The sequence below is a fragment of the Microbacterium sp. bgisy203 genome, from assembly GCF_057706945.1.
Genome location: NZ_JBYIPF010000004.1, coordinates 1 through 26,325, shown reverse-complemented (window position 1 = coordinate 26,325; position 26,325 = coordinate 1). Strand labels below are relative to the sequence as shown.

Here is a 26,325-nt window from a genome sequence, read left to right as displayed (position 1 = left end):
CGGGTGCGTCTTGTCATCGCCCGCTGCTCCGTGGATTACACCGGCCGTCTCAACGCGCATCTGCCGCTCGCGACGCGCCTGCTCGTGCACAAGGGAGACGGATCGCTGCTCGTGCACTCCGACGGCGGATCGTACAAGCCACTCAACTGGATGAGCCCGCCCTGTACCCTCACCGTCGAGATGCCCGATGACGAGTCGGCGTCGGCAGGTGTGCGCGAGCACTGGCGGGTGACGCACGCGAAGACCGGGGATGCCTTGCTCGTCCGCATCTACGAGGTGCTGCACGATTCATCGCATGAGCTCGGCGTCGACCCCGGGCTGCAGAAGGACGGCGTCGAGGCCGATCTGCAGCGCCTCCTCGCCGAGCAGGTCGGGGTGATCGGTGACGGGCTGACGCTCGTGCGCCGCGAGTTCCCGACGGCGATCGGCCCGGTCGACCTGCTGCTGCGGAACCCCGAGGGCGGCACGATCGCCGTCGAGGTGAAGCGCCGGGGCGACATCGACGGCGTCGAGCAGTTGACGCGCTACCTCGCGCTGCTGAACCGCGACCCGCACCTCGCGCCCGTGAGCGGGGTCTTCGCGGCCCAGGAGATCAAGCCGCAGGCGAAGGTGCTCGCCGGTGACCGCGGCATCCGCTGCGTCACGCTCGACTACGAGGACATGAAGGGCACCGAGTCGGGCGCCCCGCGCCTCTTCTGAGTTCCGCTCGCGAGACGGGCGTCTCGACTCGCTGCGCTCGCGGGGCGACCGGGCAGTGCCCGGAGAGCGAGTGCGTGTCACGCCGACTCGCCGCGCTCGCTCAACGAGTGGGTGCTGCTGCGCGGGGTGCGCGCCAAGGGGTGCGTGGGGGTGGGTCGAACATCCACCGCAGCGGGGACTTCGAGCGCAGTTCGATCGGGGTGTCGGTGTCGCCGGGCGGTGGGAGGAGCAGGAAACGCTCCTTCCCGTCGCGGACGATGCGCATCCCGCTGACGTGCAGATGGACGTGATGGTACGCGCACAGCAGCACGCCGCGGTCGATGTCGGTGCGGCCGGCGTCCTTCACCCACTCGTCGATGTGGTGGGCTTCGGTCATCGCGGGCGGCCGGTCGCAGCCCGGCCACACGCATCCGCCGTCGCGCGCTGCAAGGGCAACACGCTGGGCGGGACTGAACAGTCGCTGCTCCCGGCCCAGATCGAGGGGGTTGCCGCACGCGTCGACAGTGAGGGGCACGATGCCGGTGTTGCACACCATCCGCTCGACCATCGCTCCCGGCAACGTCGTCGCTCCATCCTCGGTGTGCCCGGTCTGCGCCGTGTCATCGGCGCCACCCCGCCCGCCGCGCAGGAGCCGGCCGAACAGCGACCCATCGGCATCCGCCTCGCCCACAGCACCGGCGATGGTGACGACTCTGACCCCGGCCTGCCGCGCCCCGAACACGTCGGTCTCGTTCGCGGTCGCCCCGACCTGCACGAGATCGGTGAGCAGGTCGTACGCGAGTTGGTCGTTCGTTCGCGGGTCCTCACGGAGCTCGTCCGCGGCGGCGCGTTCCTCATCGGTCATGAACCGGGGTCCTCCGCGGCGTGGGCGCAGCGCGGCGGCGATCACGGACTCCCAGAACGCGGCGGTCGCATCGTCGAACACGAGGTATCCGCGGCGGGTGCCGTCGGCGTCGGTCCGCATCCGGAACGACCGCGCCTCATAGCGTTCCGTCCACCGCGCCTCAGCTCCCGCGGGGTCCAGCGCGTCCCGCACCGCCCGCGCCGACGCGGCGAGATCCTCGACCGTGCAGCTCGGCGCTTCGTCGATCAGCTGCGACGCGGCGACCCGCCACACCTCGCGGACCTCGTCGTCCGCACGCCCCACGACCTGGGGCGGCTCACCGAGGCCCCGCCGGATCACATCCACCTGCGCCCGCGTCACCACCCCCGCCAGCAACGCGTCCCCGAGCGGCTGATGCCACGGCACCACACGCACCGGCGACGAATCCTCGCCCGAACCCCCGTCACCGCCACCCGCACCGTCGCCACCCGCACCGTCATCACCGGCACCGGCGAACCCCGCCACGACCGCCTCCCCCACCTTCACCGCCCGCACCGCGTCACCCCGCGAGACTCCGGTGATCTCCTGGATCATCTGCACCGGCCCCCGGAAACCCCCACCCTGCGCGAGGCCGCCATGCCCCGCCGCTCGCGCCGACCTTTGGGCGATCACCCCGGCCAGCACGACCTCCAGCTTCTGCACCTCCCGCGACAGCGCCGCGACGGCCGAGAACGCGTCACGCACCGACGCATCACTCAGGCATCCCGCCCCCGCGGCCAACCCCACCACGTCGCAGTCCAGCTCAGCGAACATCGCAAGACGGGCCACACCGTCGCGAAGATCACCGAGAAACGTCATACCCCCATCATCTCGGAATCGAACATAAATAGCAATGCCGCGACGCGAATAGGTTCGAATATTTCATCGATGCGGTCGGCGTCCGGCTAAGTTGGAACCATGACCGCGCGCTCCCCGTTCACCTGTGTTCTCTGGGATGTGGACGGCACGGTGGTCGACGCGTCCGACGGCATCCTGCGACGTCTCGCGATCGCGCTCGAACACTTCGGCAAGCCGGCGGCGACGCGCGAGGAGCTCGTCCACTGGATCGGTCCGCCGATGTTCGAGTCGTTCCAGACCAACATCGGCATGACGCCCGAGGAATCCGCCGAGGCGGTCGCCTACTATCGCACGATCGGCAAGGCCGACGGCTACACGACGGGTGCGAAGCTCTACCCGGGTATCGGGGAGCTGATCGGTGCCCTCGCCGCGGCCGGAGTCGCACAGGCGACGGCGAGCTCGAAGCCCGAGATCCAGGTCGCCGCCCTCGTCGAGCACTTCGACCTGGCGCCGTCGTTGCAGGCCGTCGTCGGTGCCACGGCAGACGAGAAGACGCTCGCTTCGAAGACCGACATCGTCGCCGAGGCGCTGCGGCGCCTCGAGGTGGCCGGCGCCGACACGAGTCGCCCGGTGCTCATCGGCGACCGTCACCACGACATCGACGGAGGCGCGGCGAACGACGTGCCGGTGATCTTCGTGCGGTGGGGCTTCAGCTGGCCGCACGAGTCAGAGGGCGCTGCCGCTGTCGTCGATACGATAGACGAGCTGCGCACCCTGCTTCTCGTCGACGAGCCGGCGCCCTGAGTGCCGGGCCCGTCGACGAGCACGATACGAGAACGGCCCGCACGAAGCGGGCCGTCATCGGATCAGAGGGGTCGGATGTTCTCCGCCTGCAGGCCCTTGGGGCCCTGGGCGATCTCGAACTCGACGCGCTGGTTCTCCTCGAGCGAGCGGTAGCCGCTCGAGTCGATCGCGGAGTAGTGAGCGAAGACGTCTGCGCCGCCCTCATCGGGAGCGATGAACCCGAAGCCCTTCTCCGAGTTGAACCACTTGACGGTGCCCTGCGTTGCCATGAACTGCCTTACTGACGTGCGAAGTCGACGCGAACGCGCCGATCCTGTCCCACGCTAGTGGCGCGCACCGACACGCGCCGCACTGTGACGGCGATGGTGACATAAACGTTGCAAGAAAAATCCGAGAACGGGCGGCAAAACCATTCGACGCCCGGGCGTCTCGCGCTCTGCGCGTGCGCCCGGGCGTCGACGGATCCCCCCGGATAGGCCACGCTCAGCGTGACAGCGCCAACTGTACTGATATATCGCCCACCGCGGGAGGGCACAAGCGTGAGAATTGGCCGAGAGATTCCCAATCGTGACTTCTCGCGCGAGGACCGGAGACGAGAACCGCAGACGTGGTGCGACGCGATTTCACGGCCGGAGAGTCGCGATCTCATAGGAGGCCCTCGTAAACTTGCGCGCGATGACCGCCATCCTCCCCCCGATCGATCTCACCGGCGGCACGATTCTCAGCGATGAGGTCTATGCCCGCATCGGCGAAGCCATCCTCGACGGCACGTTGCCCGCCGGAAGCCGTCTGCGCGACATCGACCTCGCCGCGCAGCTCGGCGTCTCGCGCACGCCGGTGCGCGAGGCCCTGCAGCGTCTCGAGCGTTTCGGTCTCGTCGAGGTCGCGGTCGGCCGCTACACCCGCGTGACCGAGCCGACCGAGACCCTCCGCAACGAGACGGGGGAGTTCACCGCCTACTTCATGGGAAACGCGCTGCGCCTCGCGCTGCAACGGTGTACCGATGACGACCTCACCGGCCTCGCCCGAGAATTGGATGCCGTCATCGCCAGCGCCGATCGAGAGGACACCCTTTCGCTGTTCGAGACCTCGAGCATCTTCTTCGAACACGTCACGAAACTGACCGGGAACTCGATGTTCATCGGGATCATCCGCGAGGCATCCCTCACCGTCCAGCGGAACCTGCGCGGCTGGAAGCCGTTCCTCGCGTGCCCGATCTCGCGCGCGGAGGGCTACCGGCGCCTTCGCGACCACGTCACCGCACGCGACGCCGACGCCGCGGAGCGCGAACTTCGCTCCCTACACGGCATCGGCTGAGCGCCCCAGCCCTCGGCAACTACCGAGGATGAGTACGACCGCACGGCTGACCCTTCGGAGCGACCGCGGCTCGAACGGGACGGCGGGTGCGGCGGCGACGGACATGGCCCGACGGTCTACGGCGCGTTCGGCTTCGAGGCGGCGTATCGGAGCGAGGTGCAGAGCGACGCGACACCCGGGTAGCGCGTGCCGTAGTAAGTCTGTGGGGTGAGCGCAGCCGCGCCCGACCGCGGAAACCCGCGATCCTCACCGCCGACGGGCGTCACGGAGACTGAATACGGGACACCCCGCCCGCACCGGCACCATCACCGCCGGCACCCACCGCACACGCAAGCGCCCCCGATCCGGATGAAAACCCAGATCAGGGGCCCAAAAAGTACTGCGTGCGCGAGGGGGGACTTGAACCCCCACGCCCTTGCGGGCACTGGCACCTGAAGCCAGCGCGTCTACCTATTCCGCCACTCGCGCGTTCCACGGCATCCGAAGATCCGTGGAGTCAACTTCCCGAGGATATCATGTGGCGGATCCCCCGCAGAATCCCGACGACTGCCCCCGCGGCCCGTCCCGCGCACCCGCGCGGCGCCGTTCTCCCGGGGTCTTCCAGGGTGTGCAACTAGCATGTACGCACCGGCCACCTACCTAAGCAGGGCCCAACCAGGCCAGAGGAGCCCCGTGGGACTACTTGACAGCTTCGAGAAGGGACTCGAGCGCGCCGTCAACAGCGCGTTCGCGAAGTCCTTCCGCAGCGGCATCCAGCCGGTGGAGATCGCGGCGGCCCTCCGCACCGAGATCGACGCGAAGGCGGCGGTCGTCAGCCGCGACCGGATCCTGGCGCCGAACTCGTTCGAAGTGCGCATGGCGCCCGCCGACCTCGAACGCATGCACTCGCTCGGCTCGACCCTCGACGACGAGCTGCTCGCGCTCGTGCAGAAGCACGCGTCCGCCCAGGGCTTCAGCTTCGCGGGACCGGTGTCGATCTCGCTCTCCGGCGACGAGCAGCTCCCGACCGGCACACTGCGCGTCGCCTCGCAGACCGCCGCCGGCACGGTGTCGTGGCGGGGAGTGGTGGATGTCGAAGGAAAACGGCATCCCCTCGCGAAGAGCCGCACCGTGATCGGCCGCGGCACCGACGCGGACATCACGATCGCGGATGCCGGGACGAGCCGGCGCCACGTCGAGATCCTCTGGGACGGCGAGCGCGCCATGGTCCGCGACCTCGGCTCGACCAACGGCACGAAGCTCGACGGCCACCCGATCGCCGAAGCCCCGCTGCCGCCCGACTCGGTGATCACGATCGGGCGCACCGACATCACCTTCCGCGTGGTCGCGCAGGCGACGCCGCCCCGCCCCACGACCTCCGCCGCCGACGCGACGCGCGCGTTCGGCATCGGCGGGGGAGGGGGCCTCGCGTGACGAGCGAACTGACCCTGCTGCTGCTGCAGGTGGGCTTCCTTCTGCTGCTGTGGTTCTTCGTCTTCGCGGTGGTCTACTCGCTGCGCGCCGACGTGTTCGGCGTGAAGGTGCGAAAGCTCCCCGCCCCCGCGGCGGCTCCCGCTCCAGCCGCACCGGCACCCGCCGCGGCAGCCACCGCGCCGGTCACGAAGAAGCCGGCGAAGGATGCCGCCGCCACCGCGCCGGGCGCCAAAGGCCCCCGCAAGGCCACCCGCGAGTCGGTGTCGCGCATCATCATCACGAGCGGCCCGAAGGCCGGCCTGGAACTTCCCCTCACCGGCGAGCCGCTGACGATCGGCCGCTCGAGCGAATCGGGCCTCGTGATCCGCGACGACTACACCTCGAGCCACCACGCCCGCCTCCTCCTCTGGGGCGACCAGTGGATGCTGCAGGACCTCGACTCCACGAACGGCACCTGGCACGACGGAGCGCGCGTCGCGAGCCCCGTCCCGGTGCTCGTCGGCGCCCCCATCAAGGTCGGCGCCACGACGTTCGAGCTGCGGAAGTAAGCCGGCGCCATGGTCTTCGAGGGGTCGAGTGCCGCCATCTCCCACACCGGGAAGGTGCGCTCCAACAACCAGGATTCGGGCTACAGCGGCACGAACCTGTTCGTCGTCGCCGACGGCATGGGCGGGCACGCGGGCGGCGACGTGGCCTCGTCGATCGCGGTGCATCGACTGCGCGAACTCGACGAGCCCTTCGACAACCCGACCGACGCCGAGCGCGCCCTGCAGGAGGCGATCACCTCCACCGCGACGCTCCTGATCGACACGGTGGCCGAGCGCCCCGAACTCGCCGGCATGGGGACGACCGTGAGCGCCCTCGACTTCGTCGATGACTACGCGGTGATCGCGCACATCGGCGATTCGCGCATCTACCTCTACCGCGACGACGCTCTGACCCAGATCACGACCGATCACACGTTCGTCCAGCGCCTCGTCGACTCGGGCCGCATCACCCCGGAAGAGGCGCGCTACCACCCGCGCCGCTCGGTGCTCATGCGCGTGCTCGGCGACATGGACCCCGACCCCCAGGTCGACACGTTCATCATGCCGACGCAGGCGGGCGACCGGTGGCTGCTGTGCTCCGACGGCCTCTCGGGCGTGGTCGACGACGCGCACACCGAGAAGGCGCTCGCGCAGCATCTCCCACCGGGTCGCACCGCCGACATCCTCCTCAAGCAGGCTCTCGACGGCGGCGCGCCCGACAACGTGACGATCGTGATCGTCGACGTGGGCGGCAGTCATCCCGTCTTCAGCGGCACCCCGACGATCGTCGGCTCGGCCTCGAACCCGCAAGGCGTCGAGGTGCCCGCGGCGCGCCCCGGGCGCACCAGCTGGCTGCACCCGAACCGTCAGGCGGCGAACGAGCCGACGCACTTCGAGCCCGCCCCGGAGTTCCTCGAGGAACTCATCGAAGAGGATCGTCGCCGCTCGCGCCGCCGCCGCATCTGGTGGATCGTCGGGCTCGTGGTCATCCTCGGCGCGATCGCGGCGTCGCTGTTCGGCGCGTACAGCTGGACCCAGTCGCGCTACTTCGTCGGCGCCGACGAAGACACGGTCGTGATCTTCCGCGGCATCCAACAGGACCTCGGTCCTATCTCGCTCTCCTCGCCGTACGAGGAGACCGGCATCCTGCTCAGCGACCTCCCCTTCTATCAGCGGCTCGCGGTGCAGCAGACGATCTCGGCGCGTTCGCTCGCCGACGCCGAATCGATCGTCGAGACGATCCGCCAGACCGCGGAGTCGACACCGTGACGGCCACCGAGGCGGGCGCGGTCCAGACCGACACCGCGGTTCTGAAGGCCCTGCGGAAGATCCGGATGCCGCAGTCGCAGCGCAATCGCGAGCTCGCCCTGCTCCTCTTCGCGTTCGTCATCAACGCCGCCGCGGTCGCGCTCGTGCAGCTCGGTGCGCTCGGGGCGATCGACTGGACGTTCCTCTATTACTGCGGGGCGCTCACCGCGCTCGTTCTCGGTCTGCACGTGGTGCTGCGCTACGTCGCCCCGCAGGCCGACCCGTTCGTCGTGCCGATCGCGACGGTGCTCTCGGGCCTCGGCCTCGCGATGATCTACCGGATCGACATCGAGAAGAACAACACCGGGTGGGAAGCCCTGTCGACCCGCCAGCTCGTGTGGCTCGCGATCGCCGTCTCCGCCGCCGTCGCGATCGTCGTGCTGCTGCGGAACTACCGCGTGCTGCTGCGCTACACCTACCTGTTCGGGCTTGCCGGCATCGTTCTGCTCCTCCTCCCGTTCGTCCCCGGCCTCGGCACGAACGCGGGCGCCGACGTCTGGATCTCGATCGGCGGCATCTTCTCCTTCCAGCCCGGCGAGCTCGCCAAGATCTGCCTCGCGATCTTCTTCGCCGGGTACCTCGTGCGCACCCGTGAGGCGCTGACCTCCGTCGGCACGCGCTTCCTCGGCATCACCTGGCCGCGCCCGCGCGAACTGGGCCCGCTCCTGCTGCTGTGGGCGGGGGCGATGGCGATCATCGTGCTGCAGCGCGACCTCGGCACGGGAATGCTCATCTTCGGCATGTTCGTCGCGATGCTCTACGTCGCGACCGGCAAGACGAGCTGGGTCGTGATCGGCCTCACCCTCGTCGCGATCGGGGTCGCGCTCGCCACGACCGTCCTGCCCTACGTGCAGGCGCGCTTCACGAACTGGCTCCACCCCTTCGACCCCGACACGATCAACGACTCGAGCTTCCAGCTCGCGTCGGGCATCTTCGGCCTCGCCCACGGCGGACTCATCGGCACGGGCCTCGGCCGCGGCCGCCCGGGGCTCACGCCGCTCTCGCAGAGCGACTACATCTTCCCGAGCCTCGGCGAGGAGCTCGGCCTCATCGGCGTCTTCGCGATCCTGTGCCTCTACATGGTGTTCGTGAGCCGCGGCATCCGCATCGGCATGGCCGGGCAGGACGACTTCGGCAAGCTCCTCGCGACGGGCCTGTCATTCACGATCGGCCTGCAGGTCTTCCTCATGGTCGGAGGGGTCACGGGCCTCATCCCGCTGACCGGGCTGACGACGCCCTTCCTCGCGGCGGGCGGATCGTCGCTCATCGCGAACTGGATCATCGTGGCGCTCCTCCTGCGCATCTCCGACGCCGTCCGTTCCCGGCCCCGGGTCGTGATCGGATGAGGGTGGTGATCGGATGACGAAGGAACTCAAACGCCTCAGCCTCATTCTCGTGCTGATGTTCTTCGCCCTGTTCGGGGCGACGAGCTGGATCCAGGTGATCCAGGCACAGACCCTCGCCGAGCATCCCGACAACCGGCGCACGCTGTACGACTCGTTCGAGGTGCAGCGCGGGTCGATCATCGCCGGCGACCAGGTCATCGCCTCCTCGGTGCCCACCGACGACCTCTACAGCTGGCAGCGCCAGTACACGGATGCCCCGATGTGGGCGCCGGTGACAGGATTCATCAACCCGGTGCTCCGCAACGCCACGGGGCTCGAGCGCGCGATGAACAGCGAGCTGTCGGGAACCGCGAACTCCCAGTTCCTCTCCCGGATCGACCAGATCATCACGGGCCAGCCGCCGCGCGGGTCGAACGTGCTCACCACGCTCGACCCCGAGTTGCAGCGCATCGCCTACGACGCCCTGGGTTCGTACACCGGCGCCGTCGTCGCGCTCGACCCGAAGACCGGCCGGGTGCTCGCGATGGTCACGAGCCCGAGCTACGACACGAACCTCCTCGCGCAGCACGACACCGCGGCGGTCAACAACACGTACGCCGAGCTCGAAGACGCCGCCGTCAACCCGCTCTGGAACCGCACGATCGAGGGAAGCCTCAACCCGCCGGCATCCACGTTCAAGCTCGTGCTCGTCTCCGCCGCGCTCTCCTCGGGCAAGTTCACCCCCGAGTCGACCTTCGACAATCCCTCGAGCTGGGTTCTGCCGGGAACCAGCACCGCGATCCACAACTTCGACGGCGGCACGTGCGGCCCCGGCGAGAAGGCGTCGATCGCCACGGCGCTGCGGCTCAGCTGCAACATCCCGATGGCCCAGCTCGCCGTCGCGCTCGGGCAGGACGCCATCCGCGCCGAGGCTGAGAAGTACGGGTTCAACTCGAGCTTCGAGATCCCCCTCCTCACCACCGCGTCGGTGTATCCCACGAAGTCGCTCAGCGAAGACGAGGTCGCCTCGACCGGTTTCGGGCAGGGCGACGTCATCGCGACGCCGCTGCAGATGGCGATGGTCGCAGCGGGCATCGCGAACGACGGCGTGGTGATGAACCCGCGCATGGTCGACCGCGTCGTCGCTCCCGACCTGACGGTGCAGCAGACCTTCGAGAGCACCGAATTCGGCCGCGCCCTGTCGGCGCAGGATGCCGAGACGATGACCTCCCTCATGATCGCGAATGTCCGTGACGGCGTCGCGAGCGGTGCAAGAATAGAGGGCGTCGACGTCGCCGGGAAGACCGGTACCGCGGAGCACGGGCCCTCGGACCCGTACACGCTGTGGTTCACGGGTTTCGCTCCGGCGGAAGACCCCGAGGTCGTCGTGGCGGTCATGATCGAAGACGGCGGAGGGCTCGGCCAGCAAGGGACGAGCAACGGGATCGCGGCCCCCATCGCGAAACGAGTCATGGAAGCGGTGCTGAGCAGATGAGACCGACGCAGGGTGTGAGCTTCGGTGGGCGCTACGAACTGGACTCCCGGATCGCGATCGGCGGCATGGGCGAGGTCTGGGAGGCCACCGATCACGTGATCGGCCGCACGGTCGCCATCAAGATCCTCAAGGACGAGTACATGGGCGACCCCGGGTTCCTCGAGCGCTTCCGCGCCGAGGCCCGTCACGCCGCGCTCGTGAACCACGAGGGCATCGCGAGCGTCTTCGACTACGGCGAGGAGAACGGCTCCGCCTTTCTCGTGATGGAGCTCGTACCCGGCGAGGCGCTCTCGACCATCCTCGAGCGCGAGGGAACCCTCTCCACCGACAAGACGCTCGACATCGTCGCCCAGACCGCGTCGGCACTGCAGGCGGCGCACTCGGCCGGCCTCGTGCACCGCGACATCAAGCCCGGAAACCTCCTCATCACCCCCGACGGGCGCGTCAAGATCACCGACTTCGGCATCGCGCGCATCGCCGACCAGGTGCCGCTGACGGCGACCGGCCAGGTGATGGGCACGGTCCAGTACCTCTCGCCCGAGCAGGCGTCGGGCCACCCGGCATCCCCCGCGACCGACATCTATTCGCTCGGCATCGTCGCGTACGAATGCCTCGCCGGCAAGCGTCCCTTCACGGGCGAGTCGCAGGTCGCGATCGCGATGGCGCAGATCAACGACGCCCCGCCGCCGCTGCCCGAGACGATCGCCGAGCCCGTGCGGAACTTCGTGATGAGCATGATCGCGAAGAAGCCCGAAGACCGGCCCGCCACGGCGTCCGCCGTCGCGCGCGCCGCCACGGCGCTGCGCCGCGGTGACATCGCCGGCGCGGTCGCGATCGTGCCCGCGATCGCGGGGGAGCGCTCCGCCGACGAGGTGACGCAGCTGCTTACTCCCGCCGGAGACGATGGCGCGACCCGCATCATGACGACCACCACCGTCGCCGGCCCCGCCGGTGAGGTCGAAGAGGTGCTGGACGGCGCCGAGAAGAAGAAGCGCAGCGCCTGGACCTGGCCGCTCGTCGCCCTCATCGTCCTCCTGCTGCTGGTGCTCGGCGGCACGCTGTTCGCGCTCTTCTCGAACCAGAACCCCCAGCCCGCACCGACCACGCCGACGTCGGCCGCGCCGTCGCCCACCGAGACCCCGACGCCCGAGCCGACCGAGGAGGACGTCAACCTCGGCGCCATCGACCTGAGCGGCCTGACGTGCTCCGAGGCGGGCGACAAGCTGAGCGCTGCCGGCATCACGGCGACGCCGACGTGCACCGACGGCAACGCCGCCCCGTCCGAAGACGAGGTCGGTCTGGTCTACCAGTGGAACCCGCGCTCGGGCAACGTGAGCCCCGACGCCGTCATCGCCCTCACGACGTACGCCGAGCAGGCGCAGATGAGCGCACCGGGCGCTCCGACGCTCAGCGCGTCGACCGTCGAGGCGGGCAAGGAGCTCGGCGTCACCTGGCAGGGCTACAGCTGCCCGGCCGGCTTCACGCCCACCAACTACGTGTTCACCGTCAACGGCGGCACGTTCCAGGCGGGCAACGGCAACCAGGCATCCTTCCTCATCGGACAGCAGCCGGCCGTCGTCATCGCCGGAGCATCGGGCAGCGTCGTCGTCAACTACGTCGTCGAGTGCGAGAACGGCAACGGAACGGTCCGCCGCTCGCCCGCCTCGTCCGACGTCGTCGCGACGATCACCGCACCCGCCCCCTCACCGTCTCCGACCACGGAGCCCTGACCGGGGGGTCCGTTAGGCTGGCTCGCGTGCCGATCGGCGAGTGACCGGCGCTTCAGGGAGAGATGTGTCTGCAGAACGACGCGTGCTGTCGGGCCGCTACGAGGTCGGCGAGCTGATTGGTCGCGGCGGCATGGCGACCGTGTACCGCGGGCGCGACCTGACCCTCGGGCGCGAGGTGGCGATCAAGCTCCTGAAGCGCGAACTCGCCGCCGACGCGAGCTTCCGCACCCGGTTCCGGCTCGAAGCGCAGGCGGCGTCTCGTATGTCGCACCCGGCGATCGTGCGGGTCTTCGACGCCGGTGAAGACACCGAGACCGATGCCGACGGCACCACCCACCCGGTTCCGTACATCATCATGGAGCTCGTCTCGGGCCGCCTGCTGAAAGACATCGTCGCCGAAGGTCCCGCGCCGATCGACGACGCGATCCGCTACACCGACGGCATCCTCGAGGCTCTCGAGTACTCCCACCGCGCGGGGGTCGTTCACCGCGACATCAAACCGGGCAACGTCATGGTCACGGCAGCCGGGCAGGTCAAGGTGATGGACTTCGGCATCGCCCGCGCGGTGTCGGACTCGTCCTCGACGGTTGCCGAGACGACCGCGATCATCGGCACCGCGGCGTACTTCTCGCCCGAACAGGCCAAGGGCGAACCGGTCGACGCGCGCGCCGACGTCTACTCGACGGGCGTCGTCCTCTACGAACTGCTCACGGGCCGCACGCCGTTCCGCGGCGACTCGCCCGTCGCCGTCGCCTACCAGCACGTCAGCGAGACGCCGATCCCCCCGTCCGAGATCGTCGACAGCGTGCCCCGCTCGTTGGATGCCGTGACCCTCCGAGCCCTCGCGAAGGACCCGTACCAGCGCTATCAGGACGCCGCGGCGTTCCGTCGCGCGCTGGGCGACACCCGCGAAGGCAAAGCGCCGACCAAGAAGCAGGTCGGCGCGCTGACGAACGAGCTGTACGGCGCGAACCCTCGTCAGGCCGACGAGACGGCGCGCTCCCTCCGCCAGCTCTCCACCGACACCACGATGCGCCGGACCCAGGCGGGACCCCCGGTCGCATGGATCTGGGCGGGCGTCGCCGTACTGGCTGTCGTCCTCGTCTCCGTGCTGTTCTGGGTGCTCACCAACCGCCCCGGGACGAACGTCCCCGGCAATGCACGCATCGTCGAGAACGTGGTCGATGTCGCATGGGAGCGCGCGAGCGAGGTGCTGATCGCGCAGGACCTCGAACCGGAGCGGATCGACGAGAGCAGCGAAACGATCGCGGCGGGGAACGTCATCCGCACCGATCCCGGCGCGGGGACGAGCGTGGCACCCGGCCAGACGGTGAAGGTCTACGTCTCGACGGGTCAGGAGATGGCGACCGTGCCGCTCCTCGTCGGCCTCAGCACCGACGCGGCGAGCGCCGCGCTCGACGACGTCGGCCTGAAGCTCGGCGCGGTCCGCACGCAGAACGATCCGGATCTCGCCGAGGGAACCGTGATCTCCGCCGATCAGTCCGAGGGCGCGAAGGTCGCACTCGGATCGTCCGTCGGCCTCGTCGTCGCCAGCGGCAAGGTCACGCTCGTCGACGTCGTCGGTTACACGGCGGATGCCGCACAGCGTGCCCTCACCGCCGATTCGCTCAAGCTCACGCCGGAAGTCATCGAAGACCCGAACTGTCCGGCGAGCCCCGGCGACCCCGTCGTCGCGACGCAGTCACTCGCCCCGGGCGATGTGCCGATCCACTCCACCGTGCAGCTCACGGTGTGCACGGGACCGTAGCGCACGCTCAGTCCGGCGCCCGAGCGGCCCCAGGCCGCCCCCGAGCGGCCCGCGCGATCAGACGACGGTGCGGTGCGGGGTCAGTCGCGCCCCGAGGCGTGCGGCGCCTCGGCATCCGACCTCTTCGAGCCACGTCCCGAGCAGCCGGTAACCGTGCTCGGTGAGCACCGCCTCGGGGTGGAACTGCACGCCGCGCAGCGGCAGCGTGCGGTGGGCGAGAGCCATGATCGTGCCCGTCGCCGTCCGCGCCGTCGCGACGAGTTCCGGCGGGACGCTCTCCGGGTCGACCGCCAGTGAGTGGTAGCGCGCCGCGCGGACGGGGGAGGGGATGCCGTCGAACAGCCCGTCGCCGCCGTGATGGACCTCGCTCGTGATCCCGTGCATGAGTTCGGATGCCTCCGACACGCGCCCACCGAACGCGACGGCGAGCGCCTGGTGCCCGAGGCACACGCCGAGGAGCGGCACACCGGCGCGCGCCGCGGCGCGGACGATCTCGATCGATGCTCCGGCGGCTTCGGGGGTGCCCGGGCCGGGCGAGACGAGGATGCCGTCGAATCCGGCGATCGCGGCATCGGCGGCGCCGGGGTCGCCCTGCGGAACGGCATCCGCTTCGATCATCGTCGTGCGGGCGCCGAGCTCTCCGAGGTAGCCGACGAGGGTGTGGACGAAGCTGTCGTGGTTGTCGACGACGAGGACCTCAGCCACCGACAGTGGACTCCTGCGGGTTGATGAACTGCGACGCCCAGGGGAACACGTACCAGAAGAGGCCGTAGACGATCGCGGCGACCAGGATCAGAAGGATCACGACCCGGACCCAGGCGGGCCCGGGCAGGATGCGCCAGAGGGCGGCGTACATCAGGCGGCTCCTACGGTGGGGGGTGCGAGCGAGGCCGGCGGCCCGTCGACGGTGGGGGTGAAGCTCTCGAACACGGCGTAGGCGATGATGCGCTCGAGCATGTTCAGCTTCGGGGCGCAGCTGGTGAGGGTGAGGTAGCGGCCGTTCGCCTCCACCCCGACCTGCTGGGGCACGGGGAGGAGCACCTCGACCTGAGTGTCCTGCACGTACTCGAGGGTGCGGAACCGGTAGGTGTACCACCCGTCCTGCGTCTGGATCACGATCGCGTCGCCGATGACGAGCTTGTCGATCGGGTCGAAGGGGGCGCCCGAGGTCCAGCGGTGTGCGGCGTAGACGGTGTTGCCGACCTGCCCGGGCATCGCGGTGTCGGCGTAGTGGCCGATCTCGCCCTGATCGAGGATGTCCTTGCGGCTCGTGCCGCCTGCGACCGTGAACTGCCACTCGGGGCCGAAGCGGGGGATGAACATCACGCCGAACTGCTCGCCGTGCGCGGGTTGACCCTTCACGGGAACGACCGTCTCGACGGGCGCGGCCGTCTCGGTCGGTTCCGGGGTCGGAGTGGCGTCGTCGGTGGGCGCAGGGGACGCGGTCGCCCAGCTCTGCGAGAGCGCGCTGGCCTCCTTGTGCTTCTCGGCGCCGATGATCCAGTCGCCGATCCACATCTGCCAGGCGACGTAGAGCAACGCCACGACACCGACAGTGATGAGGATCTCACCGAGCACGCCGACGACCGACGCGCGACGGCGTGGCCGATGACGCACCCTCAGCTCCGTGTCCCCCATGCTCGGATTCTCCCACAGCGCGGCTGTGCCCTGGCCGACAGGCGGAACGGCCTGTAGGTAGACTTCAGGGCATGGCACGTTCCAGCAACGATGACGAGCAGCTCACCGAGCGCAGCGAGGGCGAATCCGCCCCCAACCCGGTGTGGTTCAAGCCCATCATGCTGGGACTCATGATCATCGGCCTCGTCTGGGTGATCGTGTTCTACCTGAGCGGCTCGGTCTACCCCATTCCGGGCATCGGCGGCTGGAACCTCGTGATCGGGTTCGGCATCGCGTTCGTCGGGTTCCTCATGACGACGCGCTGGCGCTGACCCCCGGTCCCTGTCCACATCTGTATCCCCGGGTGTGAACTACACGGGTGTAATTCATCCCCATCTGTGGATGCACCTGTGGATAACTACCGGTACAGGAACAGCGGAATGGCCAGCAGGGCGAGGAGACCCGCGGCCACCGCCACGAGTAGCCAGATCTGCTTCTTCCGCTGACGCACCGCCCGCGTGCGCGCGAAGATGAAGCCGATGAGGGCGCCGACCAGCCCGCCACCGATGTGCGCCTGCCAGGCGATGTTCGATCCGGGCAGGAACGTGATCACGAGGTTCAGTCCGAGCAGAACCGCGATCGCCGTCACGTTCGCGCCGAGGTGCCGGCCGATCACGAACATCGCGCCGAGAAGACCCCACACGGCACCCGACGCACCCACGACCCAGGTGGTCGGCGCGAGCAGCACCGTCAGCACCGAACCGCCGAGGGTGCTCAGCAGGTAGAGGGTCAGGAAGCGACCCCTGCCGAGCAGGGGTTCAAGGCTTCGGCCCAGCGCCCACAGCGCCAGCATGTTGAGCACGATGTGCCAGACGCTGGCATGAGTGAGGACGACCGTGAACAGCCGCCACGGCTGCGCGTAGACGAACTGTCCGTTCAGCGCCAGGTAGAAGCGGACGACGTCCCCGAACCCCGGGATGAGCCCGATCAGGTAGAAGACGCTCGACAGCCCGATGAGCGTGTACGTCACCACCGGCGTCGAACTCGCCACCGCGCGGCGGCGGCGCGGCATCCGCGTCACCGTCGCGCGGTGCTGCTCCTTCTGGGCCTGCTGCGACGCCGCGAGGCATTCGGGGCAGATCACCCCGACCGGCAGCGGCGTCTGGCACTCGGTGCAGATCGTGCGCAGGCACCGCTGGCAGAGCACGAAGCTCTGCCGGTCGGGATGCCGATAGCAGTAGTTGTCGGGGTTCGTCCGCAGACCCGCGTCCGTCACGCGGGTCTCAAGCTTCGACGACGTCGATCGACGAGATGACCACGGGCTCGACCGGACGGTCGCCGGCACCCGTGCGCACCGCGGCGATCTCGTCGACGACGGCGCGCGAGGCGTCGTCGGCAACCTCGCCGAAGATGGTGTGCTTGCCCTGCAGCCACGGGGTGGGGTCGGTCGTGATGAAGAACTGCGAGCCGTTCGTGCCCTCGGCCTTGCCGGTGATCGCGTTGAGGCGCTGGCCGGCGTTCGCCATGGCGAGGATGTAGGGGTCGTTGAAGTTCAGCTCGGGGTGGATCTCGTCGTTGAAGGTGTAGCCGGGGCCGCCGACGCCCTGACCGAGGGGGTCGCCGCCCTGGATCATGAAGTTCGGGATGATGCGGTGGAAGATGACGTCGGTGTACAGGGGGCCCTCGCCGGGCTTGCCGGTGGCGGGATCGGTCCACTCCTGCGAACCGTCGGCGAGGCCGGTGAAGTTCTGCACCGTGCGGGGTGCGTGGTCGCCGAACAGGTTGACGACGATGTCGCCGTGGTTCGTGTGGATGGTCGCAACGGCGGTGTGAGTCGTCATGCTGATCATTCTCCCACCTGTCAAGGCCTTCCGGCTTTCTCCCTGTCTGGCAAGATGGGGGGAAACGACCCCGGATGAGGGAGACCCCGTGAGCATCACCCGCAAGCGCAAGAAGGAACTCCGCAAGCTTCAGGACCAGGCGACCACACTGTGGGAGTCGCAGCAGGTGCTGCTCGGTCAGGCCGGTGACATCGCCCGCGAGGCCGGTCGTCAGCTCGGCAACTACAACCGCGAGCAGGTCGTCCCCGGCGTGCAGCACACGTACGAGAAGTACGCCGCGCCCTACGTCGACCAGGGCGTGAAGACGTCGAAGAAGCTGTACAACGAGAAGATCGTGCCGGCTGCCGGTGCGGTGATCGGCTCCGCGATGAGCGTGTGGGATGCCGCGAACGAGAAGCGCGGAGACCTCGCCGCCGGTCGCGGATTCACGTCGCTCGACGTGGGCAAGTACCAGAAGAAGGCCGAGAAGTACGGCAAGAAGGCCGCCAAGCAGCTTCAGGTGAGCACGGCCGCGCCGAAGAAGAAGCGTGGCGCGGGCAGCGTCATCGCGATCATCCTCGGCATCGCCGCGGGTGCGGGTGTGCTGTACGCCGCGTGGCAGACGCTGCGAGCCGACGACGAGCTGTGGGTCGCCGACGACCCGCTGCGCGCACCGGATGCCTGATCCGCTCGACCGCGTTCGCTCCGCCGCCGCCGCTCGCGGTCTCGACATCGAGATCCGCGAGCGTCCGGCGGCGTCGAGTTTGGCGGAAGCGGCATCCCTCCTGGGACTCCAACCGGAGGATATCGTCAAGACGCTCGTCGTGAAGCGTTCCGATGATTCGTACCTGTTCGCGCTGATCCCGGGGGATTTGGCGATCTCGTGGCCGAAGCTGCGGGCCCTCGTCGGGGTCAACAAACTGCGCCTGCCGGAGCCCGAACTCGCTCTCGCCGCCACCGGCTATGAGCGGGGGACGATCGTGCCGATCGGCTCGAGCACCGACTGGCCGGTGTACGCCGACGAGTCGATCGTCGGGCGTCGCATCGCGATGGGGGCCGGCGCGCACGGCTACAGCCTGTTCGTCGACGCCGATGACCTCATCGCCGCCTATGGCGCAACGGTCGCCGACATCTCCCAGCCGGCGTCCGCGCGGTGATCACAGCCCGGTGATCACAGCCCGGTGATCACAGCCCGGCCATCTCCAGCCCAATGTCGACGAGGTTGACGTGCTGCAGCGCCGGGATCTCGGCGATCGCGAACCAGTCGGCTTCGTCGGTAGACCCGCCCGTCTCGTTGCGCAGACGCCCGCCGACGATGTGCGCGCGGTAGACGATCCGGAGGGCATGGAGCGGCTCGGTCGCGTCGTCACGGATGCGCTGACGCGCGGGGATCACACGCGAATGGATGCCGAGGAGCTCGTCGATCTCGATGCGGAACCCGGTCTCCTCCCGGACCTCGCGCTTGACGGCATCCTGCGGATCTTCGCCGGGCTCAATCCCGCCGCCCGGCAGAGTCCACGCAGCACGACGACCCTCGTGCCAGTGAGCGAGGAGCAGCCCTCGCTCGTCATCGAACACGACCGCGTAGGCCGCAACACGCAGGTCCATGCTGCGAGCCTATCGAGTCGACGCTCGTGCGCGGGGGAGGAGAAGAGACTGTGGAGGTAGCGCGACAGTGCTCTAACCTTGCCCCGGCCTTGCAGTTGGCGGTCTCGTCGCATCGTGCGATCCGTCGGCGGCGCAGGCCAGCGCCGGAATCGCCGACCTCGGCGCGAGCGTTGCCGCGCCCGGTTCCGCGGCTGACGGTGGCCATGCTGGGAGAGGCAGAGCGCCGGTACAAGGACGGCGAGATCCTGCGGGCGATCGCGGGTGATCTGGGAGTAAGCCGTCAGCGACTCGCTGTGCGATTGCGTGAGCGAGGAGTGCGGCTACGCGGTGAGAAGCCGTCATCTGAGCAGGTGCGCGAGATGTGCCTGCGCTACGAGCAGGGCGAGTCGCTGGCCACGGTCGGCGAGCGGATGGGCTTCAACGCCAGTTCCGTGCGTGTCGCGCTGATCGCTGCGGGTGTGAAGCTTCGGGACACTAATGGGCGAGTGCGGTGAGCCTCGGGGCCCATGTCTGGGTGTTACTCGATCGCCCCGAGGATTGCTGTGACTCGGGGCGGCAGCAGAGGCTTCGTTCCTGTGGTGTTCACAAGTGTTGCGAGGTTGCGCCAGGCGTGGGCTCGGATCTGAGCGGTGGTGACTCCGCGCTGCTTGGCGAGAGCTGCTTCGACGTCGCTGACATTGCCAGGTTGGTGCGGGCGGGCTCCGCTGCGGTTCCCATCGGGGTGGTCTGTTTCTAGGAGGAGACGATCCATGGGGATGAGGTCGATGGCGTCGCTTCGGCGCAGGGTGGCGGTGTTGATCGAGAAGTAGGCTCCGAGTTCAATCGCGCGCCTTGTGGTGGCTCGGTCGCCGAGCCACCAGTGCAGGATCGCGCCGGTGATCGGGGTGTGTTCGAGATGCTCCACGACTTCGCTGGTTGCCCGGTAGCTATGGATCGACGTGAGGCGGGGCTTCGCCTGAAGTTGCGTGAGCAGCGCGGCCAACACGTCGTGCTGTTTGGCGAGGCGGGATGGGACTCTTGCGTCGAGTCCGATTTCGCCGACGTAGGGGGTGCGGGCGATGAGACGCTCGAACTCCTCAGGGTCGTAGCCATCGAGTGCGGTCTTCACTCCTGGGTGAACGCCGACGCCCCAGATCGCGAGCAGGTCGTGGTGCTGGCGATCGAGGGCGAGACGCGACTCGGCGAGGCTTCGACTTGCCGCGAAGATCACGGCTCGGAGGTTCAGAAGGTCCCGAGGGGTGACCGTCGGGTCGATGTGGGCGTGGAGGTCAACGGCCGGCAAGTTGGTCATGTCAGCGTCTCCAGCTCGCGCGCGCCGCGGACGCACAGGTCACGGGCGTCGGTTGCGGAGTACCCGTCGGGCAGGCGCATCGCTGCGATGTCGCTGACCCGGATTCCGCGGGCCACGAATCCGCGGATGCTGGGAAGGATCGACGCCTTTTCGAGTTGGGATCTCGCGGCCTCGCTGGGAGGGGCATCGATCACATAGGTGCTTCGGTCGGTGAGTTCCGCGGCCGCGAACGATGCCCGGCGCACCAGGCACCCGAAGCACGTTCCGCAATGGTCGGTCGCTGTCACGCCGAGCCATCGTCGGTTGGTGAACGCGCACGAGTTGGTGGCGCTGAGAAGGTCCGAGGCGGGGTCATCGCCGACCTGGTCCGCCAGCCACCGGAACATCTCGCCCTTCGTCTGTGCCGCGAATGGATTGGACAGGGTTCCCCATGCGCCGGCGGCGGAGACGAGTCGGGACAGTTCGGTGAGGAACCACGGGTGGGTGGTGCGGGTGGAGAGGCTGCCGAGCTGGTCAGCGCCCAGGGGTGGGTTCAGTGAAGCGAACCCGTTCTCGGGGATCCAGAGTTCCACCTCGTTGACCGAGGCGAGGGCGAGGCCGAGCGCGAGGAACAGGAACGACCGGGTTCGCGTGGTGTTCTCATTCTTGAACCGGTGGCCTCCGGGTTGTGTCTGGCGTCGGGTGAAGCGGACCTGCGCGTGCTGCTGCGTGCTGCCATTGGGGCAGAGGTCTCGGATGCGTTCGGCGACGTCCTGCTGGATGGGTGAGATCGATGTCGCCCCGACGTGAGATACGAGCAGGTGCGGTTCGGGCTGGGTGCGTGCGAGGAATGCACCGGTGGCGGAGTCGGCGCCGCCGCTCATTAGCACCACCCGCTGCACGTCGGGATACCCGTTGGGCGCGATGTCCTCACGAGGGATGCGAGCTGCACGGAAGGTGAGCGTCCATCGGTCACCCGACAAGAAGTCGAGGAGCTGCTGCAGCTGGTTCGTGATGGCGTTCCAGGGTGCCGTGTCGTGGACGGGGACGCTCAGAGCAATGTGGCGTTGGGTCCAGTTGACGCGGCCGGCCCGGCGCGGGACGGAACGGTCTGCGGCGTAGACCATCGCGGCGAGGCGGAACAGTTCGATGTTCTCGCGTCGCACCGGGCCGAGCTTGCCCAGCCGGGGTCCCAGGGAGGTGTTGAAGGTGCCGGCCCCAGCGGTGGGCCAGTAGAACGTGCGCTCGGCGGACTCGGGAGTGAGCGCCGATGGGACTTGGAAACGAAGATCGAACTGCGCCATCTCAATCCGCCTCGTGGATGGTTCTAAGATATTCGAGTCCGTCTTCGATCGCGCGCGTGAACTCCTCGGCGCTGGGCCCGCTGGGCGAGAGATCCGCGTGTGCGGCGAGCTCTTCCGCGGCCTGACGGATCCCGTCCTCGAACGCCGCGCGTTCGGCTCCTGACATGTCCTTGGTGTTCAGACTAGATGCGGTCTCCACGAGGTATGCCTCGGCCAGGATTAGGGCGACCGCTTCCTCGGCGATCTGCCCGAGTGACACGTCCGTCCCCGTGCTGTCGCTCTCGACGAGCCATTCGGCGAGCCTGCCGACGACCTCCATCTGCTCCGCAGTCTCGATCGTTCCCGCGGGGAGGTCCTCACAGACTTTCTGTGCGATCTGGTGGGCGACGTCGAAGATGTTCGGGTTCGCCCGCAGTGCGTCGTAGTCCAGGCCGAGATCGCGGAGAGTCTGAGCATCGCCGCTGCGGTACGCGTATGCCGCTGCGGCTCCACGGCCGGCGGAACGCGCGGAGGCTGCCGTCGATCGAGTGAGGCTCTCGCCGCCCCGGCGGCCGCCCCCACCCCTTCCCCCTCCGCCGCGGGAGGAACGGAAGAGCGCGGCCGTGGGCAGCACCCTGCCGGCTGGCGAGCTCGGGGACGGCTTCAGCGGGGACAGAAGCGAGGGCTGGCTGCCTGAGGGCGGCGGAGCCTGGCCATCAGCCCCGGGGAGACTGGCCAGCCAGTCGTCGAGTCCGTCGCGCAGGTCACCACCGGCGGCACTGCCGGAGTAGGAGCCTTTAGTTCCCATCAGCGCTTACCGCCCTTCGGTGGCGGCGTGGTGAGCGCCTTCTTGATGTTGCCGTCTGGGAGCTGCGCGGCCAACGCGTTGATGACGTCCTTCATCCCGGGGATCTCGACCCCGGCGAGGATGACGGCGGTACCGGGCTGCAGATCGGAGGCCGGGAGCCGGCGAAACGCGTCAAGCGCGGCCGGTTGCACGGCGACATGTGCGGTGGCGAGTCTGACGATCCCGGCGACCGCGCCGCGCTGCTCCTGGACACGGTCTCGTGCACGCAGCCCCAGGTGCCGCAGCAGCTGATCGACATCGTCGGTCGTGAGCGCTCGCAGGCTCTCGTCAGTGAGTTGCCGCCTGTCCACCGTGCGGGTCGAGGCCAGCTGCGCGGCCAGATCGCGGAGATGTTGGGGAAGCTCTGCACTGACCAGGAGGTCGCCGCGGAAGGATGCCGCCAGGTGCAGGTAGGGGCTCAGGTCGAGGTCATGAAGATCCGGTGGGAGCTTCGCCCATCGGATCATGTCCTCGGCGAAGTGCGGGGCGACCGCGGCTGCTGACGCTGCTTGGGTCGGCGCTTCCTCCGCTTCGGGTGGTCGGGCGTCTTCGGCTGTGTCGGGCGGTTCCGCTCCGGCCGCGTCCGCAGCCGTCTCGGGTTCATCCGGTGCGCGGTCGGCCAGGTCAGCTGGCGGAGCGGGGACTGGAGGTTCTTTCGGCCGGTTCGCTTGCGCTTCCAGCGACTCCAGTCGATCTCGAAGCTCACCGGTTCGCAACCATGACAGCACGGACTGGAACTGATCCGGCAGGAGAACTTCAAGAACCATGAGCTTGGCGACGACGTCGAAGTCGAGCTCGATGCCCCGCCGCGCAGCGATGGATCGACGGATGTTCAGGTCGTTGAGGAATCGCTTGATGCGCCGCGGGTTGCCCCGGAGTTTCTCGTAGAGGATCGTGGTGAGCCGTCGCGCGAAAGACAGCTCTCGCTGGACGTCGAGACCGTCAGGCGCCTGGAGGTCGTCGAGAGCACCGGCCATGCGTAGCCGGTGGCATTCGGTGATGACCTTTTCCAGTTGCTCATCGGTGAGACGCTGGTCAACGCGATTCTGCAGCTGCAGCAAGAGCACATACGACTCCGTGTCGAAGGCACCCAGAGCCGGCAGTGGGACGGTGGTCTGGACGATCTTGTGCAGGTAGAGCTTGGACGGGGGCTCTGCCGGGAGAGCGTCTTCGTCCTCGGGGCGCTCCGTAGGCATGCTCGAATCTGGCAGGCGCGTGCGGATCGCGTCGGCAACCCGGTCCTCGTCTGCCGCGATGACGAACGCCATGCCCTCAACGCTCAGGAAGAGACGGATCGCTTCCAGGGTCTCCACGACGGTATCCACCAGGCACCGGTCGAGGTCGTCGACCAGCACCGCTACCCGGCGCACGTGAGCCATCTCCTCGGCCCCCAACAGCTCAGCGAACTCAGCCTTGAAACCGGCCAGGCCCCGCGGCTGGTCCCCGGCGTCACTCCCCTCGGACGCCGGTTCGCGGATGAGATCCAGCACGTCGCTGACACCGGGGATCTGCAAGGTGAGCGAAGACTTGGCGGCGAGCTTGACCGCCTTGGCCCAGTCGACCCGATCAGAGAGCCTCTTCAGGAGCTTCTTGATCTTCTCGCCCTTGGACTCCTCGACGTCCTTGAGGCGTTCGGTGAGTTCGGCCGCGATGGCGTCGAGGACCTCACCGATCAGGCTCTCCTTCGCGCCCACGGCAGGGTCGTAACGCCAGGGGTCGGTGCGGACGGTGATGATCTTGGCTTTCTCAGGATCGCTACGGGAGTCAAGATCAGCCTTGATGAGTTCAAGGACGGTGGTCTTGCCGCTACCCCACGGGCCGGACAGTCCGATCGCCAACGGATCGAGCGCGTCATCGAGGACAGCGTCAGAGACCGTTTCCGCGATGGCCCGCGCCGCGAGGAAGTCCACTTTCGACGGCTCATCGGACCAGAGGCGACCCCGAAGATCCTCGATCGTGGACATCACGCCTCCTCACGTTCAGCCGCGAAGGCGGTTCTGTGAGACCTGCCGCGAGCTCGCCCGCCGCCGGGGCGGTGCGCGAAGCGCACACAAGCATCCGACGACCCAAGTTTTCCGTTCAGGATCTCACGTTTGCCCTCCCATTCGGGGCCGACACGCAGGGAGCCCTCGGCAGGCGGCTGTAGCAGGTCAGTCCGTGGAGTCGTTGCCACCGGAGGGGAACGGCCGCCGGGCCTGGGCGTCGAGGTGTGCCTGCTTGACGGCGATCAGGTTCTCCTCGACGGAGCTCGTCGTGCGGTCGTTGGTGACGTGGATGTCGACTCCGGCGTCGTGGAGCTGCTGGACGACGGCGACGTGATCGGCGTACTTGGAGCCGAGCCGAGCAAGATCGGTGACGATGAGCCCGGTCACGTCCTCCCGCTCGACGGCATCGAGCACGCCTTGCAGACCGTAGCGACTGCGCCCGACGTCGGTGAAGACCTCGGTGACGGTCAGGTCGTGCTCGTCGGCGTAGCGGCGGCAGTCGGCTTCTTGCTGATCCAGCCAGGTCGGGTTCTCTGCCGCGCTATACCGGTAGATGACGGCCTTCATGGCGCACCTCCGGTCATGACCAGAACCTCATCCGGCGTACTGCGCGACTCGGTTTCTCGGCGGGCGGTGCGGCGCTGGACGTGCTCTCGGTAGCGGAGGGGGGCGATGAGGCTCACCGGGCCGAGCCAGAGCATCTTGAGCGCGTTCCATGCGCACAGCAGGACGACCAGGTGGAGCCAGCCGGGGCCGCCCTGCTCGATGTGGTAGGTCAGGAGCTTGACGGCGGCGATGTAGGGGGCAGCGAGCAGCATCGCGGGAACGCCCCATTTGAGCCCGCGGCGGGTGTAGACGGCATCGCGGATGCGGTTCGTCGGGAAGAGCCGGCGGGCCGGTTCCAGATTCTGAGCGGTGTTCTCGCTCTGGCGCCAGCGGCGCCGGACGAGGTCACTGAGGAACATCGGTGGGCCTCCATTCAACACGGTTCGAATGATCGAGAAGCGGCGTGTTGATGGTGGCCCCGGAAGGGGCGATCCCGAAGGACCCTGCAGATCGAATGCCTGCGCTTCACCTCCTAGTTTACGCCGGGATCGGGCGAGAGGGGAAGGTCTCGTCGTGGTGCCGAGCGCACCTGCACTGGTAGCGCCTGGTGAGTGGAAGGACCCGGTCATGGTTGCTCTGGCTGACTACGCCTCCGATGAGCGGACGGCCCGCGTGATGCTCTCGATAATGGCCGAGCCGGCCGACCGCACCGTCGGCCGGTTGCTGCGCCGCGAAGGCGCCGTCGAGACTCTCCGGCTCCTCGACACAGGCGGATCGATGCTCGGCGTCCGGGCTGAGGAAGCAGCGATTCTGCACCACACCGCGCAACAGCTCGCCGCACGGGGCAGCCTCGGCGATGATCTGGCGGGGGTGCTGGACGGGTCGTACACACCGCTGATCCCTGGGGATGCCCATTGGCCGGTCTCGGTGGACGCGCTGGGAGATCGTGCCCCGTACGTGCTGTGGACGAAGGGAGCGACCTCGTTCCTCGCGGCCCGGCAGGAGACGCGGGTGACGATCACCGGTTCACGGGCCTCGACCAGTTACGGCGATCACGTCGCCGGCGAGCTCGCCCACGACGCGTCGCACGCGGAGCAGATCGTGGTCTCCGGCGGCGCCTACGGCATCGACGGTGCCGCCCACCGCGCTGCGCTGAGTAGCGGCGGGCAGACGATCGCGGTGATGGCCGGCGGTCCGAACCGGCTCTACCCGGCGGGGCATCGCGACATGCTCGAACAGGTTGGCGATGTGGGGTTGCTGATGAGTGAGATGCCGCCCGGGGGGGGGGCGGCCCGGCACCAGT

General features: G+C 68.5%; 29 protein-coding genes and 1 tRNA gene. 15 read left to right on the top strand and 15 right to left on the bottom strand.

Annotated elements, in window-relative coordinates:
- Positions 1–3 precede the first annotated feature (3 nt).
- Positions 4–699, top strand: coding sequence for an endonuclease NucS (gene nucS, locus AC3ENQ_RS07955; RefSeq protein ID WP_431803397.1), 696 nt, complete (start codon positions 4–6; stop codon positions 697–699).
- A 100-nt stretch (positions 700–799) separates the two neighbouring features.
- Here the strand turns inward: nucS and AC3ENQ_RS07950 are convergent, their stop codons facing one another.
- Entirely contained in the window at positions 800–2,380 is a 1,581-nt protein-coding gene (locus AC3ENQ_RS07950; protein ID WP_431803395.1) for an HNH endonuclease signature motif containing protein, read from the bottom strand.
- A 99-nt stretch (positions 2,381–2,479) separates the two neighbouring features.
- Between AC3ENQ_RS07950 and AC3ENQ_RS07945 the strand changes: the two genes are divergently transcribed.
- A complete protein-coding gene (locus tag AC3ENQ_RS07945; RefSeq protein ID WP_431803393.1) occupies positions 2,480–3,163 on the top strand; it encodes an HAD hydrolase-like protein in 684 nt (227 codons plus the stop codon).
- Positions 3,164–3,225: 62 nt separating this feature from the next.
- On the opposite strand, the gene AC3ENQ_RS07940 is transcribed toward AC3ENQ_RS07945, so the two are convergent.
- Positions 3,226–3,432 carry a cold-shock protein gene (locus AC3ENQ_RS07940; protein ID WP_076691931.1) on the bottom strand — a complete coding sequence of 69 codons (207 nt, stop codon included), beginning with the start codon at positions 3,430–3,432 and terminating at the stop codon, positions 3,226–3,228.
- A 406-nt stretch (positions 3,433–3,838) separates the two neighbouring features.
- On the opposite strand from AC3ENQ_RS07940, the gene AC3ENQ_RS07935 reads away from it, so the two are divergent.
- The gene (locus AC3ENQ_RS07935) at positions 3,839–4,480 is read left to right on the top strand and encodes a GntR family transcriptional regulator (protein ID WP_431803391.1); all 642 of its coding nucleotides are present in this window, start codon (positions 3,839–3,841) and stop codon (positions 4,478–4,480) included.
- A gap of 384 nt (positions 4,481–4,864) precedes the next feature.
- On the opposite strand, the gene AC3ENQ_RS07930 is transcribed toward AC3ENQ_RS07935, so the two are convergent.
- Positions 4,865–4,948 (bottom strand) — tRNA-Leu (locus AC3ENQ_RS07930).
- 204 nt (positions 4,949–5,152) lie between these two features.
- Between AC3ENQ_RS07930 and AC3ENQ_RS07925 the strand changes: the two genes are divergently transcribed.
- From AC3ENQ_RS07925 to pknB, 7 genes are all read left to right on the top strand, one after another.
- Positions 5,153–5,893, top strand: coding sequence for an FHA domain-containing protein (locus AC3ENQ_RS07925; protein ID WP_431803389.1), 741 nt, complete (start codon positions 5,153–5,155; stop codon positions 5,891–5,893).
- On the top strand, positions 5,890–6,441 hold the full coding sequence (locus tag AC3ENQ_RS07920) for an FHA domain-containing protein FhaB/FipA (RefSeq protein WP_431803387.1): 552 nt from the start codon (positions 5,890–5,892) through the stop codon (positions 6,439–6,441). Before AC3ENQ_RS07925 ends, AC3ENQ_RS07920 begins: the two co-directional genes overlap by 4 nt.
- Positions 6,442–6,450: 9 nt before the next feature.
- Positions 6,451–7,689, top strand: a complete 1,239-nt coding sequence (locus tag AC3ENQ_RS07915; RefSeq protein WP_431803385.1) for a PP2C family protein-serine/threonine phosphatase — start codon at positions 6,451–6,453, stop codon at positions 7,687–7,689.
- A gap of 65 nt (positions 7,690–7,754) precedes the next feature.
- Positions 7,755–9,074 (top strand): FtsW/RodA/SpoVE family cell cycle protein, encoded by a 1,320-nt coding sequence (locus tag AC3ENQ_RS07910; protein WP_431803850.1) that lies wholly within the window; start codon positions 7,755–7,757, stop codon positions 9,072–9,074.
- Positions 9,075–9,087: 13 nt separating this feature from the next.
- Complete coding sequence (locus AC3ENQ_RS07905; RefSeq protein ID WP_431803383.1) at positions 9,088–10,548, top strand: peptidoglycan D,D-transpeptidase FtsI family protein; 1,461 nt, start codon at positions 9,088–9,090, stop codon at positions 10,546–10,548.
- Positions 10,545–12,278: a serine/threonine-protein kinase gene (locus AC3ENQ_RS07900; protein WP_431803381.1), complete on the top strand. Its 1,734-nt coding sequence runs from the start codon at positions 10,545–10,547 to the stop codon at positions 12,276–12,278. The genes AC3ENQ_RS07905 and AC3ENQ_RS07900 overlap by 4 nt, the downstream gene beginning before the upstream one ends.
- Before the next feature lie 64 nt (positions 12,279–12,342).
- On the top strand, positions 12,343–14,046 hold the full coding sequence (gene pknB, locus AC3ENQ_RS07895; protein ID WP_431803379.1) for a Stk1 family PASTA domain-containing Ser/Thr kinase: 1,704 nt from the start codon (positions 12,343–12,345) through the stop codon (positions 14,044–14,046).
- A gap of 57 nt (positions 14,047–14,103) precedes the next feature.
- On the opposite strand, the gene AC3ENQ_RS07890 is transcribed toward pknB, so the two are convergent.
- Genes AC3ENQ_RS07890 through AC3ENQ_RS07880 form a run of 3 tightly spaced genes read right to left on the bottom strand, consistent with a single transcriptional unit; the run spans position 14,104 to position 15,684 of the window.
- Positions 14,104–14,751 (bottom strand): anthranilate synthase component II, encoded by a 648-nt coding sequence (locus tag AC3ENQ_RS07890; protein ID WP_431803377.1) that lies wholly within the window; start codon positions 14,749–14,751, stop codon positions 14,104–14,106.
- Positions 14,744–14,902: a hypothetical protein gene (locus AC3ENQ_RS07885; RefSeq protein ID WP_431803375.1), complete on the bottom strand. Its 159-nt coding sequence runs from the start codon at positions 14,900–14,902 to the stop codon at positions 14,744–14,746. Before AC3ENQ_RS07885 ends, AC3ENQ_RS07890 begins: the two co-directional genes overlap by 8 nt.
- On the bottom strand, positions 14,902–15,684 hold the full coding sequence (locus AC3ENQ_RS07880) for a class E sortase (protein ID WP_431803373.1): 783 nt from the start codon (positions 15,682–15,684) through the stop codon (positions 14,902–14,904). Before AC3ENQ_RS07880 ends, AC3ENQ_RS07885 begins: the two co-directional genes overlap by 1 nt.
- A 71-nt stretch (positions 15,685–15,755) precedes the next feature.
- Here AC3ENQ_RS07880 and AC3ENQ_RS07875 point away from each other — a divergent pair, with 71 nt between their 5' ends.
- The gene (locus AC3ENQ_RS07875) at positions 15,756–15,995 is read left to right on the top strand and encodes a cell division protein CrgA (RefSeq protein WP_431803371.1); all 240 of its coding nucleotides are present in this window, start codon (positions 15,756–15,758) and stop codon (positions 15,993–15,995) included.
- Positions 15,996–16,081: 86 nt separating this feature from the next.
- Here AC3ENQ_RS07875 and AC3ENQ_RS07870 read toward each other — a convergent pair whose 3' ends face one another.
- Positions 16,082–16,939: a rhomboid family intramembrane serine protease gene (locus tag AC3ENQ_RS07870; RefSeq protein WP_431803369.1), complete on the bottom strand. Its 858-nt coding sequence runs from the start codon at positions 16,937–16,939 to the stop codon at positions 16,082–16,084.
- A gap of 7 nt (positions 16,940–16,946) precedes the next feature.
- Positions 16,947–17,504, bottom strand: a complete 558-nt coding sequence (locus AC3ENQ_RS07865; protein ID WP_431803367.1) for a peptidylprolyl isomerase — start codon at positions 17,502–17,504, stop codon at positions 16,947–16,949.
- An 88-nt stretch (positions 17,505–17,592) separates the two neighbouring features.
- Between AC3ENQ_RS07865 and AC3ENQ_RS07860 the strand changes: the two genes are divergently transcribed.
- Positions 17,593–18,168, top strand: a complete 576-nt coding sequence (locus AC3ENQ_RS07860) for a DNA helicase (protein WP_431803365.1) — start codon at positions 17,593–17,595, stop codon at positions 18,166–18,168.
- On the top strand, positions 18,161–18,640 hold the full coding sequence (locus AC3ENQ_RS07855) for an aminoacyl-tRNA deacylase (protein WP_431803363.1): 480 nt from the start codon (positions 18,161–18,163) through the stop codon (positions 18,638–18,640). Before AC3ENQ_RS07860 ends, AC3ENQ_RS07855 begins: the two co-directional genes overlap by 8 nt.
- Before the next feature lie 28 nt (positions 18,641–18,668).
- Here AC3ENQ_RS07855 and AC3ENQ_RS07850 read toward each other — a convergent pair whose 3' ends face one another.
- Positions 18,669–19,091, bottom strand: coding sequence for an NUDIX hydrolase (locus AC3ENQ_RS07850; protein ID WP_431803361.1), 423 nt, complete (start codon positions 19,089–19,091; stop codon positions 18,669–18,671).
- Positions 19,092–19,294: 203 nt separating this feature from the next.
- Between AC3ENQ_RS07850 and AC3ENQ_RS07845 the strand changes: the two genes are divergently transcribed.
- Positions 19,295–19,585 carry a hypothetical protein gene (locus AC3ENQ_RS07845; protein ID WP_331336875.1) on the top strand — a complete coding sequence of 97 codons (291 nt, stop codon included), beginning with the start codon at positions 19,295–19,297 and terminating at the stop codon, positions 19,583–19,585.
- A 23-nt stretch (positions 19,586–19,608) separates the two neighbouring features.
- On the opposite strand, the gene AC3ENQ_RS07840 is transcribed toward AC3ENQ_RS07845, so the two are convergent.
- From AC3ENQ_RS07840 to AC3ENQ_RS07815, 6 genes are all read right to left on the bottom strand, one after another.
- Complete coding sequence (locus AC3ENQ_RS07840) at positions 19,609–20,382, bottom strand: TatD family hydrolase (RefSeq protein WP_368629556.1); 774 nt, start codon at positions 20,380–20,382, stop codon at positions 19,609–19,611.
- Positions 20,379–21,665 (bottom strand): hypothetical protein, encoded by a 1,287-nt coding sequence (locus AC3ENQ_RS07835; RefSeq protein ID WP_431803358.1) that lies wholly within the window; start codon positions 21,663–21,665, stop codon positions 20,379–20,381. Before AC3ENQ_RS07835 ends, AC3ENQ_RS07840 begins: the two co-directional genes overlap by 4 nt.
- A gap of 1 nt (position 21,666) precedes the next feature.
- Positions 21,667–22,278: a hypothetical protein gene (locus tag AC3ENQ_RS07830; protein WP_431803356.1), complete on the bottom strand. Its 612-nt coding sequence runs from the start codon at positions 22,276–22,278 to the stop codon at positions 21,667–21,669.
- A 173-nt stretch (positions 22,279–22,451) separates the two neighbouring features.
- Entirely contained in the window at positions 22,452–24,455 is a 2,004-nt protein-coding gene (locus tag AC3ENQ_RS07825) for a KAP family P-loop NTPase fold protein (protein ID WP_331336879.1), read from the bottom strand.
- A 186-nt stretch (positions 24,456–24,641) separates the two neighbouring features.
- Entirely contained in the window at positions 24,642–25,043 is a 402-nt protein-coding gene (locus tag AC3ENQ_RS07820; RefSeq protein ID WP_331336880.1) for a recombinase family protein, read from the bottom strand.
- Positions 25,040–25,441: a hypothetical protein gene (locus AC3ENQ_RS07815; protein ID WP_431803353.1), complete on the bottom strand. Its 402-nt coding sequence runs from the start codon at positions 25,439–25,441 to the stop codon at positions 25,040–25,042. Before AC3ENQ_RS07815 ends, AC3ENQ_RS07820 begins: the two co-directional genes overlap by 4 nt.
- A gap of 208 nt (positions 25,442–25,649) precedes the next feature.
- Between AC3ENQ_RS07815 and AC3ENQ_RS07810 the strand changes: the two genes are divergently transcribed.
- Positions 25,650–26,325, top strand: a 676-nt coding sequence (locus AC3ENQ_RS07810) for a DNA-processing protein DprA (protein WP_488185850.1), incomplete at its 3' end; no start/stop codon positions are given.